Source organism: Burkholderia ubonensis subsp. mesacidophila, from assembly GCF_002097715.1.
In the GTDB taxonomy this organism is placed as follows: Bacteria; Pseudomonadota; Gammaproteobacteria; order Burkholderiales; family Burkholderiaceae; genus Burkholderia; species Burkholderia mesacidophila.
In genome coordinates, this window is record NZ_CP020738.1 from 1967319 (window position 1) to 1980587 (window position 13269).

12 protein-coding genes are annotated in these 13269 nt (G+C 64.0%); 4 read left to right on the forward strand and 8 right to left on the reverse strand.

What is annotated here, in order from left to right:
* Position 1: 1 nt before the first annotated feature.
* From B7P44_RS26225 to B7P44_RS26255, 7 genes are all read right to left on the reverse strand, one after another.
* Positions 2-232 (reverse strand): hypothetical protein, encoded by a 231-nt coding sequence (locus B7P44_RS26225; RefSeq protein ID WP_084908837.1) that lies wholly within the window; start codon positions 230-232, stop codon positions 2-4.
* A 272-nt stretch (positions 233-504) separates the two neighbouring features.
* Positions 505-768: an AraC family transcriptional regulator ligand-binding domain-containing protein gene (locus tag B7P44_RS26230; protein ID WP_231716845.1), complete on the reverse strand. Its 264-nt coding sequence runs from the start codon at positions 766-768 to the stop codon at positions 505-507.
* Between the two features lie 103 nt (positions 769-871).
* A complete protein-coding gene (locus B7P44_RS26235; RefSeq protein WP_084908839.1) occupies positions 872-2479 on the reverse strand; it encodes a flavin monoamine oxidase family protein in 1608 nt (535 codons plus the stop codon).
* Positions 2480-2577: 98 nt separating this feature from the next.
* On the reverse strand, positions 2578-4512 hold the full coding sequence (locus B7P44_RS26240) for a thiamine pyrophosphate-binding protein (protein ID WP_084908840.1): 1935 nt from the start codon (positions 4510-4512) through the stop codon (positions 2578-2580).
* Between the two features lie 49 nt (positions 4513-4561).
* Positions 4562-5542 carry a hypothetical protein gene (locus B7P44_RS26245; protein ID WP_084908841.1) on the reverse strand — a complete coding sequence of 327 codons (981 nt, stop codon included), beginning with the start codon at positions 5540-5542 and terminating at the stop codon, positions 4562-4564.
* Between the two features lie 179 nt (positions 5543-5721).
* Positions 5722-6690 (reverse strand): heme-binding protein, encoded by a 969-nt coding sequence (locus tag B7P44_RS26250; RefSeq protein WP_133117915.1) that lies wholly within the window; start codon positions 6688-6690, stop codon positions 5722-5724.
* 122 nt (positions 6691-6812) lie between these two features.
* Entirely contained in the window at positions 6813-7031 is a 219-nt protein-coding gene (locus tag B7P44_RS26255) for a hypothetical protein (RefSeq protein WP_084908843.1), read from the reverse strand.
* Between the two features lie 684 nt (positions 7032-7715).
* Here B7P44_RS26255 and ilvD point away from each other — a divergent pair.
* Together ilvD and B7P44_RS26265 are read left to right on the forward strand one after the other, a co-directional pair.
* Positions 7716-9575 carry a dihydroxy-acid dehydratase gene (ilvD, locus tag B7P44_RS26260; protein WP_084908844.1) on the forward strand — a complete coding sequence of 620 codons (1860 nt, stop codon included), beginning with the start codon at positions 7716-7718 and terminating at the stop codon, positions 9573-9575.
* A 176-nt stretch (positions 9576-9751) separates the two neighbouring features.
* Positions 9752-10663 (forward strand): LysR substrate-binding domain-containing protein, encoded by a 912-nt coding sequence (locus tag B7P44_RS26265; RefSeq protein ID WP_084910033.1) that lies wholly within the window; start codon positions 9752-9754, stop codon positions 10661-10663.
* On the opposite strand, the gene B7P44_RS26270 is transcribed toward B7P44_RS26265, so the two are convergent.
* Positions 10652-11539, reverse strand: coding sequence for a DMT family transporter (locus B7P44_RS26270; RefSeq protein ID WP_084910034.1), 888 nt, complete (start codon positions 11537-11539; stop codon positions 10652-10654). The two genes, B7P44_RS26265 and B7P44_RS26270, sit on opposite strands and share 12 nt — an antisense overlap.
* Positions 11540-11577: 38 nt before the next feature.
* Here B7P44_RS26270 and B7P44_RS36720 point away from each other — a divergent pair, with 38 nt between their 5' ends.
* Positions 11578-11874 carry a hypothetical protein gene (locus tag B7P44_RS36720; RefSeq protein ID WP_133117916.1) on the forward strand — a complete coding sequence of 99 codons (297 nt, stop codon included), beginning with the start codon at positions 11578-11580 and terminating at the stop codon, positions 11872-11874.
* An 83-nt stretch (positions 11875-11957) separates the two neighbouring features.
* A complete protein-coding gene (locus tag B7P44_RS26275; protein ID WP_231716706.1) occupies positions 11958-13127 on the forward strand; it encodes a GGDEF domain-containing protein in 1170 nt (389 codons plus the stop codon).
* Positions 13128-13269: the final 142 nt, after the last annotated feature.

Below are 13269 nucleotides of genomic sequence, written 5' to 3' on the forward strand. Positions count from 1 at the left end.
TTTACTGGCCGCCCGGGCTCTTTTTCCCATCGATCTCCAGGCGAATCGTCACTGCGTCGGTGATGCTTTTTGGAATGGGCGCGTTCTCTATCGTAAAGGTGGTTTTTCCAAAGAACTTGGCGCTTGAAATTTGCACTGACTTGCCAGACGCTATGGCTTTCAAATCGTCCGGCGAAAGCTCGAACTCGACTTTCTTTCCTTCATCATTGCTGGAGCCGTCGTGAGTTTCCATCGTATTTCTCCTTCTGTTCGTCAACGTTGGAAGTGGTTCGCTTTCACACGAGAAACGTCACAGCGAAGCTGACACAAGCGTGTCTCCCCGTGATGCATTTCTGGCTTCGATGCTCGCCCGAGCTTCATTAAAAATAGCAGGCTATAACTTACATTCAAGGAAGATCGATAGATTATTTTCTGCGGAAAGCTCGCGCATGCTGAGCGGCCGCTTAAGCTGCGCAGCAAGGGCCTGCCTGGCGCATGGCAACGCACGAGGGTGGAGGTTCAGATTCAGCAGCCTCGCCCCGAAGAAACGCTCGTACACCGCGCGGCTGACGACGGGTTCGTGCGGCATCGATACGGCACGCAGGTCGTATTTGTCTCCCGCAAACAGCCGCATGGCGATGCCCGGCTATGCACGAACAGGCAACGAATCAGATCGTTCAGGGCACCCCGGATAGTAGGTGCGTTGCGCAGCACGATGCTTAACGGCCCCAGCACGTCGATGCTCTGACGCGACGACAGGCGCAGACCGAAATCGCTGCCCCCCGTCACCTCGGCGCTGGCTTCCAGCGGATCAACGCACGGCTCGACCTGCAGCGGGCGGGGGCGTGGCGCCCCGCCCGCCCCCGCCGCCGTCAAAACTCACCCACCCCGCTCACAACGCCCCGATCCCAAACTTCGCCAGCACGAAATCGGCAGTCTGCAACGCGCCCTCCACCCACCCCTGCGCATCCGAATACGCTTCCCCGCAGATGAACAGCGGCTTGCCGTCGATCGGCTGCACGATCTTGTGCTTCACCTCCCAGCTCTTCACGCCGATATTCCAGCTGTTCCATCCGCCGCCGTACGGATCGTCGCCCCAATCCCGGAACGCCGCGTTCCTGACTTCCGGCGTATGCGACAGCCCGTGAACCGTCGCGAGTTGCCGGGCCGCCTCGGCCACCATCCGCCGCGGCGCCTGATACCGGAACCACGGCAGCTCGTCGGCCTGGTCGGCGTCCGCGCCGATGAACGGATCCGCCAGCTCCGCCACTTCGCGGCCGGCTTGCCGCGCCTGATGGCGCCGAGGCCGCAAGCCGTCCCAGAACCCGACGTTGGTGCCGTCGTCGTAGCTCGCAAGCAGCATCGACGGCCCGCCGGTCGCAGCCGTCCCATCCGACTTCGGCCAGTAGTACACCTGCCGCACCGGCAGGTCCGTCACCGACCTGCCCAGCTCCACCGGCACGTACTCCGGCTCGCCGGCCTCCGACTTCCGCGTATAGCCCGACACCCGCCACCACGGGTTCGCGTACGTCGTGAAGAGCTTGAACAGCGGCCGCGGCGTGACGCTCGACGTCAATCCGCCGATTTCCTCGAGCATCGCGCTGCTTTGCGCGAGCAGGTCGATCGACCGCCGCGGCATCGCCAGAATCACCTGGCGGGCGCGGATCCGCTTGCCCTGCGCGTGGAATTCGAACGCGCCGTCGACCCATTCGAGACCGGCGACCGTCGCGCCGAACCGCACGTCCCCACCTGCCTGCATGAAGAGCCCCGCCACCGACTTCGGCACTTCCTGGAAGCCCTTCGTGAAGCCCATGTACGACGCGCCAGTGCCGAAGTCGGACAGGAACCACGGAATCGCGTCCGCCGCGTTCCAGTTGGTCAGGGTCGTGTTGTAGCCGCCGGCGTCGACGCCGAGCTGGTACGCCTCGCCGTCGATGACGCGCAACAGCACGTTCCAGAAGCCCTGCCTGTAGAGCGGCACGCCGCCGAAGCTGGCCTGCTGCGCCATCTGCCGGCGCTGGTCCTCGGTCAGCCCCTTTGCGGTGACGCCGGGCACGATCTGCTCGAGCGCGTTGATGATGATGGCGCCTGCCGTCTCCCCACGGTCGCGGAACGACAGCCGGTACGGCACCTTCGCCGGCTCCTGCGTGAAATCCGACAGCCGCAGATGGACGCCGCGCAGATACGCAAGGTTGACCGGCTCGTCGACCGGAAATTTGTAGAGGTCGATATGCTGGCTCTGCGGCAGGATCGGGTTGAGCGTGTCGATCAGGTTCTTGATCAGCGGCTGCCTCTCCGGCAGGATGCGCATCCCCCCGAGCTCCGCCACCATGTCGTCGATACCCGGCGGCTTGACCGAGAGCAGCCGGCCGCCGATGCGATCGCTGCCTTCGAATACGACGATCTTGCGTCGCGAGTCGGCCTGCTGAAGGCGCCACGCGCTATATACGCCCGATACCCCTGCGCCCACGATCGCGATGTCGATCAGTTCGTCAGCCATGATCTCCTTCCTCCTGTTGTCTGATACGGGTGGATGGTTCTCCGCGCGCAATGCGCTTGCTTCGATGCAAACCCGGCCGCCGTCGGCGGCCGCCTCGGTCAGAAGATCACGCGCAGGTTCGGCGTCGGCGTCCCCTCGCCGTTCGCGCCGAGCGCGCTCAACGCCTCCTCGTGGAACACGTCGAGCGGCGGCTGCTCGATGTAGCGCTGCATCGCCTTCGCGCGGGCCGCTGCGGCAGTGGGCGGCGTCGGCGGCGGGTCGCCGGCGGTGCGCACGTCGAGGACGTACGGCTGGCGCTTCAGCAGCACATGGTCGATGCCGCGCTTCACGGCGGCGCGCACGTTCTGCGGAAGCGCCACGATTTCGCCCTCGGCGCCGCCCAGCGCCTTCGCGATCGACACGAAGTCGGGCGCGGGCCGGTGAATGCGCAGGTAATCGGGATCATCCGTCTTCGGCGTCCAGCCGTAGTCGGGCGACGAACCGTACGCGTTGATTACCTGCTGCAGCCCGAGCTGCAGCGTGTGGTACTCGTGGTTGTTGGTGACGATGTAGAGCACCCCGAGGTCGTGATGACCGGCGGTCCACCAGGTCTGCGGATAGAACAGCGACGAGCCGTCGCCGACCGCGTTGACGACGAGGCTAGTCTCGACGCTCTGCCAGCCGTCCCGCTCGAGCTTGATGCCGAGCGAGGCCGGCATCGACCAGCCGAGCGAGCCGCCGCCGACGCAGTAGTAGCTGATCGGCGCCGCGCTCTCGGTGCCGAGCGGCAGCAGGTACTGGAACGGCGCGGAATCGGACACGGCCTCGTGCACGTAGACGAACTTCCTGCCGAGGCCGCGCGCCTGGATTTCGCGACGCAGCGCGTCGGCGACGACCACCGACCAGATCTCGTCCTTCGTCATCGCCGTCGCAAGGTACTGGTCCCACGCGACGCGCCGGCTGGCGTCGAGCACGCGCAGCCGGTCGTTGCGCGCGTCGGCGCCGGCGGGACGATGCTGGCGCACGATGTCGCTGACGAGCGGCAACGTCGTCTTGATGTCGCCGAACAGGGCCGACTCGCCATAGAAGTTCTTGCCGATATCCCACGTGTTGTTGCTCAGGTAGACCTGCCTGACGCCCGGCGGAATCAGCGGACCGTCCGAATACTTGAAGACGGCAACCTGCGCCTGGTTGCTGAAGCCGACCAGAAACGCGACGTCGTGCCCGGCAAAGGTCTTCTGGACGCCCTGCTGGGCGCCCGGCAACTCGCCCTGCCAGTGATAGTCGTCGTTCGGAAAATTGGCGAGGCTGCTGAACGATTGCAGCAGCACCGGCGCGCCGATCAGCTCCGCCAGTTGCTGCAGCTCGTGCCATGCGCCGGCGTAGCCGACCGCGTCGCCGCCGACGATGATCGGATTGCGGGCCTGGGCGAGCAGCATCGCTGCTTCGCGTATCGCGTCGGCATCGGCGGTGAAGTGCGGCGAGATCCGTGTGATGCCGGGCAGGCGGTCCGCGTCGCCGATGCGGCGCATCGTGAATTCCCATGGAATCGACACGAACACCGGCCCGTTGGGCGGCGACATCGCCTCCTTGAACGCACGCTGCAGCACGAGCGGCAGCTCTTCGGCCGTGCGCACCTCGTGCGCCCACTTCGTGTATTGCCGCGCGATCTCGACCAGATTGGACGCGAGCAGCGGCTCCTGGGTCACCAGCTCGTTCTGCTGCTGGCAGCACAGGATCACGAGCGGCACCTGCGAGCGCGCGGCGTTGAACAGGTTGCCGACCGCGTGCGCGATGCCCGGCGTCACGTGCACCACCGCGACACCCGGCTTGTTGGTCATCCGCGCCGAGCCCATCGCGGCGCCGATCGCGATGTTCTCGTGCAGGCACTCGATGTACTCGACCTGGTTCTCCGGGTAGGACGTCCCGTCGATGATCGGAATCTCGTTGGTGCCCGGCACGCCGAAGATGTAATGGATGCCGATGTCGCGCATCGCGTCGAATACGTAATCGCGCGCCCAGCGCGGCTGGACGGCTTGGGTTCCGGTGGTCATGGTTGCTCCTCGAAAGAAATTCCCGCTCCGCGCGGGCGGCGAATGCGCTTCAGCCCACGTGCGGACAGCCGGCCGCGAATTCGGACGGACGGTTCTTGCGCAAGATCGACTCCACTGCCTGGGACAGCAGGTCGCGCCGCGTGGACAGCGAATAGATGTCTTCCTTCTGCTCGCGCTTGCCATTCGGATCGAACACCTGCTCCGCCATCACGCGGTCGCCGACGATCCGGCCCAGCAGGTTCCGGGCAGCCGCGAGCGTCGGGACAGCCTCCGACACGATCACGTTCGTTTCCCGTCGCTCCGGCTTCATGGTCGCCTTGATGATCAGCTCGTGCGCGTTCTCTCTCGACAGCGTCCAGAGCGCCGACACCACGACATACAGCTGATCCCACCTGGCCTCGCCCAGCGCGGCCTTCCAGTCGTCGAGCACCTTGCTCATCGTGGCGACCTGGGACGCCGCCGCCGTGCTCATGTTGAGCTGGATCGCATCCGCCAGCGGCCGTGCATAGGCCGAAAATCCGTCGAGCGTGAACGCGCCGCTACTGAGGGTGGACTCCATGAACCTGATCGACTCGGTCAGAATCGCGTGGGACGCACTCTTCGCAAAGCCGACCAGCGAAAGCTGGCCGAGATGCTGCAACACCGGCCTCACCTGCTCCAGATACGCCTGCAGCGCCGGCTGCCACTGCCGGTCCCGCGAATACATCCCGTAGCCGGACAGGATCGAAAAAATCCCGAGCGGAACATGCGCGATCGCCTTCGCCTGTTCGTAGACCAGGTCGATGTCCTGCCATGCGTAGGTCGTGTGATCGTCGACCTGAAGCGTGTAGCGTCCGCCGTCGAACGTCGCTTCGGCGTACAGCAGCGGATAGATGTTCTCGCCGATCCGTTCGATATTGGCCGCATAGTTCACGCGCATCGCCGCATCGAGGTCGAGCGCGAACTGCGCCGCCTGCCGGTTCGCGTCCCCGGCATGCTCCGCATAGGCCGGTGGGGTTCGGGGAAAGCCGTTTGCTGGGTCCAGCGCCATTGCATCACCTCCGCTCTTTCGTCATCGACAGTTCACCCATCATCGTCCACACGTGACAAATCGCGTCGCGTACGACGACCCAGATCCCATGGGGCAAGGGCCAGTGCATGTTCATGGTGAGTCGGGCCGGGCGCCGCATGCGGTCGTCTGCACGCGGCCCCGGCTGCCGCCTTCGATAGTCAGATCTTCTCGAGCGTGGCCACCGAGACATGCGGCCAGCTCAGCCCGTTGAAGTCGAGGATCACCCGCTGCGTGTACTGAAGCTGGCGCTTTCTCGCGCCGTCGGGCAACTGGACCGTTTCGATCCAGAAGGTCGCGTCGACGCGCGCCGCGTCGGCATTCGGCCCGCCCGCGGCGCCCTGCAGAAACGAGATATTGGACGTGCCGCCCCCCGTGATCTGCGCCGACTTCGTCTCGATGTGCAGCGTCGTCGTGGAGATGACGTGCTTGCCTGCGAGCCCGTTTTGCAGGACGACGTTCGGGTTGTCGACCCACGCCTGCGTGACGTTCGGAATGTCCTGGGGCGGCGTGCGGAACGCGGACGGAATGGACAGGTTCATTTCCGGAAAATCGCCCGGCGGGAACGTGTGGCCCGGATTGCCGATCGGAAACGGCACGATGCTTTCGTGTGCGAACGACGGCGGCGCATTGAACGGCGGAAACACGCGGCCCTGCATCAGGATCGACGTGCCGTGCGGAATGGTCGCGAGGCGGGCGACCGTCTGGGCGTTCGCCGGATCCGTGGTCAGCGGAACGTGGAGCCAGATTCCGGGCTCGAGATGGATGCCCGGATGGGCGCCGGGAGGCTGCCCGGGGGCGGTGGCGTACGCATCCGACACTTCCTGCATATAGGTCAGGCCATACAGGTTGATATCGGCCTGCAGCAGGCCGCGATTCGGAATCTCGCCGGGAATCTCCTTGAATTCGATCGTCTCGAGCGTTTCGTTCAACTCCAGGAACCGGTCCTGATTGCTGCCCGGCCGCCCCCCGTATCCCGATCCGCCCCCCTTGATCCGGTGCGGCCGCCAGATCTGGTTGAACCCGGTTCCTTTCCAAGTCCCGACCAGATCCCGCAAGGGTCCCAAATGGTCGACGCCACGCTGCTCCAGAATCGTTCCGGATACCGAAGTCAATATGAACTCTGCCATGTCAGTCTCCTCGATTTTTCACTAGCTTCGTTAACCTAACTATTTGAATGACCTTCTCTTTTCGCCCCCCCGCTTGACGCCCACGACGGCGCCGCACCGGCCACAGTCGTTATGCGTGTCGTTCAGCCGTACGTTCTTCGGGGCTGGCCGTAATGGTTGCAGGCTCCCCGCGGGCTGTCGGGAATCATCGGCTGCGTCTCGGGAACGCTGCCCTCGCCTTGCCGCACGATCTGCTCGATGCCGAACCTTGCGCTGTCGATGTCGTGCACCCGCGCCGCCTTGCCGCCGAGACGGCTGAACAGGTTGCCGAATGGCTTGCCGGAATCAACTGTGTTCGACATGTGTCCCCCGTGAACCGTCCGGATTGGCGCGAGAAGCGGAACAATTCGTTCCGCTGCCAACAAAATCATTGTTTTTTGCAAATCGGTCGAATTTATATTTTTCGATTTTCAATCACTCGCATCGACCCAAAGCATTTATGCCGATTCGGCATTTTTTATCAAATTAGACTACGGATCATCCGGCGTCACCCTGATTTTTCATACAGTTCGAACACCGCAAGCGAGTCCATGGCGTCGTCGCGCGCCGACTTCCGAAAATTTCCCGCGAGGATTTTTAAATAGATGTTTATTTACGAATCGAATATGTGCAAATATGCGCCGGCCGCTGAAACGATTGACCGTTGTCGGCTGCGGATTCACCCCGTCGATGCAACGAATTGAAGAAATCGGCTCTTGAGCAAGAACGACGCGATACGTGCGACCCGATGGCCGCGTCGGGCCGGTTCGCGCCCGCCATCCCCAGACACGAAACTGATTTCGAACACCCGTCGCGCTCCCTGATCCGGACCATCGAACCGTGCGTCAGGGCCCGGCGACGCCTTCCCCGCCCTCACGCCACCGGCTATGGGATAATCCCCCGGTTTGCCCACAGCGCAGCTCAAGAGGTTGTTCGCACGGGCGCGAGTGGCCCTTACCCGCAAGGCCCGCTTCCTTTCTGCGATCGAAATTTCACCAGCAACCACAATGCCCGCATACCGTTCCAAAACCTCCACCGCCGGCCGCAACATGGCGGGAGCACGCTCCCTGTGGCGCGCCACCGGCATGAAAGACGATGACTTCTCGAAGCCGATCATCGCGGTGGTCAATTCGTTTACCCAGTTCGTGCCCGGCCACGTGCACCTGAAGGACCTCGGCCAGCTCGTCGCGCGCGAGATCGAGGCCGCGGGCGGCGTCGCCAAGGAATTCAACACCATCGCAGTCGACGACGGCATCGCGATGGGCCACGACGGCATGCTGTATTCGCTGCCCAGCCGCGACATCATCGCGGACTCGGTCGAATACATGGTCAACGCGCACTGCGCCGACGCGATGGTGTGCATCTCCAACTGCGACAAGATCACCCCCGGCATGCTGATGGCCGCGATGCGCCTCAACATCCCGGTGATCTTCGTGTCCGGCGGCCCGATGGAAGCCGGCAAGACGCGCCTCGCCAATCCCGTCACCAAGACGGTCGAGCTCAAGAAGCTCGACCTGGTCGACGCGATGGTGATCGCGGCCGATCAGGCCTATTCCGACGCCGACGTGGCCGAGGTCGAACGCTCCGCGTGCCCCACCTGCGGCTCGTGCTCGGGCATGTTTACGGCCAACTCGATGAACTGCCTGACCGAGGCGCTCGGCCTGTCGCTGCCGGGCAACGGCACGGTCGTGGCCACGCACGCGGACCGCGAGCAGCTCTTCAAGCGCGCCGGCCGCCGCATCGTCGAGCTGACCCGCGAATACTACGAACAGGAAAACGAACGCATCCTGCCGCGCTCGGTGGGCTTCAAGGCATTCGAGAACGCGATGACGCTGGACATCGCGATGGGCGGTTCGACCAACACGATCCTGCACCTGCTGGCGATCGCGCGCGAAGCGGGCATCGAATTCACGATGACCGACATCGACCGCCTGTCGCGCATCGTGCCGCAGCTGTGCAAGGTCGCGCCCAACACCAACAAGTACCACATCGAGGACGTGCACCGCGCGGGCGGCATCATGGCGATCCTCGGCGAGCTCGAGCGCGCCGGCAAGCTGCACACCGACGTGCCCACGGTGCATGCCGCATCGCTCAAGGACGCGCTGGACCAGTGGGACATCACCCGCACGCAGGACGAAGCCGTCAAGACCTTCTACCTGGCCGGCCCGGCCGGCATTCCGACGCAGGTCGCGTTCAGCCAGGATACGCGCTGGCCGAGCCTGGACCTCGACCGCGCCGAAGGCTGCATCCGCTCGTACGAGCACGCGTTCTCGAAGGAAGGCGGCCTGGCGGTGCTGACGGGCAACATCGCGCTCGACGGCTGCGTGGTGAAGACCGCCGGCGTCGACGAGAGCATTCTCGTGTTCGAGGGCACGGCCCACGTCACCGAGTCGCAGGACGAGGCGGTCGAGAACATCCTCAACGACAAGGTCAAGGCCGGCGACGTGGTGATCGTGCGCTACGAAGGCCCGAAGGGCGGCCCCGGCATGCAGGAGATGCTCTACCCGACGAGCTACATCAAGTCCAAGGGCCTCGGCAAGGCCTGCGCGCTGCTGACGGACGGCCGCTTCTCGGGCGGCACGTCGGGCCTGTCGATCGGCCACTGCTCGCCCGAAGCGGCGGCCGGCGGCGCGATCGGCCTCGTGCGCGACGGCGACCGGATCCGCATTGACATTCCGAACCGCACGATCGACGTGCTGCTGTCCGACGAGGAACTGGCGCGCCGCCGCGAGGAACAAAACGCCAAGGGCTGGAAGCCGGTCAAGCCGCGTCCGCGCAAGGTGTCCGCCGCGCTCAAGGCGTACGCGAAGCTGGTGATGTCGGCCGACAAGGGCGCGGTGCGCGATCTGTCGCTGCTGGACGATTGAGGTTGCGGCGGGCTTGGGGCCCGCCCGTCTCTTCGTCAAGCCGCTCTCCGGAGCGGCTTTTTGTTTGTGCGGCGGCGGGATATGCATTGCGCTTCGGCGATAATTCGACGACTCGCCGGGTCATGCAGGTCCGGCTTCCGAGCAATCCTCCGCGGTTCAACACGTTGGGCAAACAGATGGCCAAGTCACTCCCCCTGGCGGCATTGCACACGTTTGTCGAGGTGGCGCGATGCGGCAGCATGAAGCAAGCGGCCGACCTGCTTTGCATTTCCCCGGGAGCCGTCAGTCAGCACGTCAGGAACCTGGAGGACAGGCTGACCGTGCGCCTGTTCGAGAGAAGTGTCAGGGCGATCGAATTGACGAGCACCGGTCGTGCGCTGTTCGATCAACTGGTCGGTGGCTTCAAGGAGATCGAGGCAGCGTGGTCGAACATTCACGTCGCGAATCGGCAAATCGTTCGCCTCGCGGTGACGACCACCGCATCATTCGCGAACACGTGGCTGGTGCCGCGCCTCGGCGCTTTCGCGGCCGAATACCCGGAGATCGAAACCACCATCGAGACGCGTGCCCAGCTGGTCGATCTGCGCAGGGATTATGTCGACGTCGCCGTCCGGCACGGGCTAGGCAACTATCCGGGCCATGCGTCGTTCCGAATCTGGACCCCGGAGCTATGGCCCGTATGCAGTCCGCACCTGCTCGATCCGGCAAAACGCATCGAGCAGCCTGCGGACTGCTTGTCCTATCCGTTGCTGCAAGACGCCGATCGCTCCGACTGGACACTGTGGCTTCGTGCGCATGGCGTCGACGACGCGCGCGCACAAAGAGGCGCCAGCTTCAGCGAGGATACCTTGCTGATCAAGGCCGCCGTCTCGGCGCAAGGCATTGCGCTTGTCAGGGACATCTATGCCAAGGACGAGATTGCGGCAGGACGACTGGTTCGCGTGCTGGAGCGATCGTGGCCAACCGAGTTCGCCTATTACATCGTCTGCAGCGAAGCGCGGCAGGGCGAATGGAAGATTGCAGCCTTCCGTGACTGGCTGACCGGAGAAATACGCGCAAGCGCCGGGCAGATCGAGCTACTGTCGTGATCCGCGCGCGGCGGTCGTCATCGGCCCCTTGATCTTTCCCGTCGCCAGCGCCGTACCGAAGAGAATGATCACGCACCCGGCTACGGCCTGGACGGCAATCGTTTCGCGCAGGAAGATCGCGCCCCAGACAACACCGAAGATCGGGATCAGGAACGTCACCGACGCGGCGTACTGCGCCCCCGCGTTTCGTATCAAGCCAAAGTACAAAATGTACGCCAAGCCCGTACACACGGCGCCCAGCAACCCGACGGCCAACCATGCGGACGGCTGAATCGGCGAACTCGGCCAGCGTGCCAGCGCGAAAGGCGCGAGTGCGAGCGTGGCGAACAGCTGGCTCCCGAAGGCAGACACGAATGGCCTGACGCCCGCCAGTTTCCGCTTCGAATAATTGCCGGCGAACCCATACGACAGGGTTGCCAGCATCGCGGCAGCGACCGCGCCGAATACCCCGCCCGTGCCTGCGCCGATTTCCACGCCCGCCAGCACGATCACGCCGAGAAAGCCGAGCCCCAGCCCAACGGCCTGTAGTCTCGTCAGCGGAACGCGCAGCCAGCAATACGCGACGATCGCGGTCCATAGCGGTGTTGTCGCATTCAGGATGGAGTCCGTACCGGCCGACAGGTAAAGCGCCGCATAAGTGAGCAGGCAGAACGGAATGGCCGAATTGACGATGCCGACGACAAACAGCGGCACGACATGCGACTTGAATTCCTTCCTTGCGTCCGGGCTACGCAATACGGGTAGCAACAGTACGGTTGCAATTCCCACCCTGAGCGCGATCAGCGGAACAACGCCGAATTGCGGCGCGCCCATGCGCATGAACAGGAAGGACGCTCCCCAGATCGCGGCAAGGACGAGAAGTTGCAATGTGTTCATCAACGCGCTCCGATACATGGAATAGGCAGTCTGTCGGAATGGAAAAGGCGTCGACACGACTGATCGATGCATTGAACGGCATGGGGTTGCAGCGACGCAAACGAGGTTTTGTGAGACCTCGGTTTAAAAAAATGAAGCGGCGCGTGGACCGGGCGGGCCGGTCGGGAATCATCGGGGCGGCAACTGGCCGGGTTCGGCACGGCTTCGGTCATTCGACATTGGTGTTCGGATCGTCGACAATCGCGGCTGCGCTGCCGGATGATGGCGAATCGGCCAACGACCTGCCTGACACGCCGTGCGGCAACAGCGGGCGGAGGGTCCACCACAACAGTTGAATTCGACTCCGGCCCGTCGACTTCTTCCGGGCAATCTCACTCCTATGCTAGATCCCGCAGTTGCCATCGCCACGTCCGCACTCATGAGCACGGTACTGCTGGTGCTGCTCGGCTCCTTGCTTCGATCGGGGATTCCCGGCGTCCTCGAATGGTTTGCCGCCAATGTCGGGATGGTCATCGCCTTGCCGCTTATCCTGATGCGAGGCCGGATTCCGGACACCCTGTCCGTCGTTATCGCAAACCTGCTGATGGCATTGTCGGCCGTCACGTACTACGCCGGCTGCGCGCGTTTTTTAGGGCGCCCCGCCCGCTGGCCTGCGCTGACCGTCTCGCTTGTGCCGCTTGGCATTGCGCTTGTCTACTGGCGTTACGTCGTCGACAGCATTCCCATTCGCGTGCTCGTCACAGCGCTGTTCAGTTCCGCCGTTTGCGTCGCGGTCGCGCTTCTGGTTCTCCGCCACCGCCCATCCGGACGGTCCGCCTATCCCTATTGGGTTACGGCGGTAATTGCCTTCCTCTTTGCCCTATGCCAGGTCGCACGAGGGATCTATTTCATGACGTTGAACGGCGTGTCGAGCCCGCTGATGTTCGCCACCACCGGCAGCGTGATATTGCTGGTCGCCGGCGCGGCAATCATGCCGACGCTATCGATGTCCGCGATGATGATGGTGCACGACGTCCTTCTCGCCGATGCGCGCGAGGCGGCGAATCGCGATTTCCTCACCGGGGCGCTCTCGCGCAAGGGCTTTGAAGCCGTCGCACGCGCACTGCTGGTCAAAGCGGGCAGGCAGGGTTTGCCGATCTCGCTCCTGATCGTCGACCTCGACCATTTCAAATCCATCAACGATACGCTCGGCCATGTCGGCGGCGACACGGTGCTGCGTGAATTTGTCCGCGTGACGCAAATGCAGCTGAGGCGCGGCGACGTGCTCGGGCGCATCGGCGGCGAGGAATTTGCCGTGCTCCTGCCGGCAACCGGGCTGGACGACGCACGGCGGTTCGCAGAGCGGCTGCGCAACGCCGCCATCGCCCAGCCCGTGGCCACCGTTGCCGGCCCCTGCATTTACAGCATCAGCGGCGGCCTGGCCGCTTGGCGATCGGGCGAGACCCTGGACCACCTGAGCAGAAGAGCGGACACCGCGCTTTACGAGGCAAAGCGTTCGGGACGCAACAGGGTGTGCATTCACGAGGCGATGCGCAGCGCAAACCCGGTGCCGTCACAAGATCGTGTCGAACGGGCTTCGATTCCGTAAGCGCTCGGGCGTCACGCAGTCAATGGCGGACTTTCAGTCTCTCCATCAAGATCGACGGCAATCGAATCGCCGAAGCAGCGCTGCGATCCTCCACGTCTGGACCTGCGTGATAACGTTGCGCCTCGCACCGATCACAAGGCAC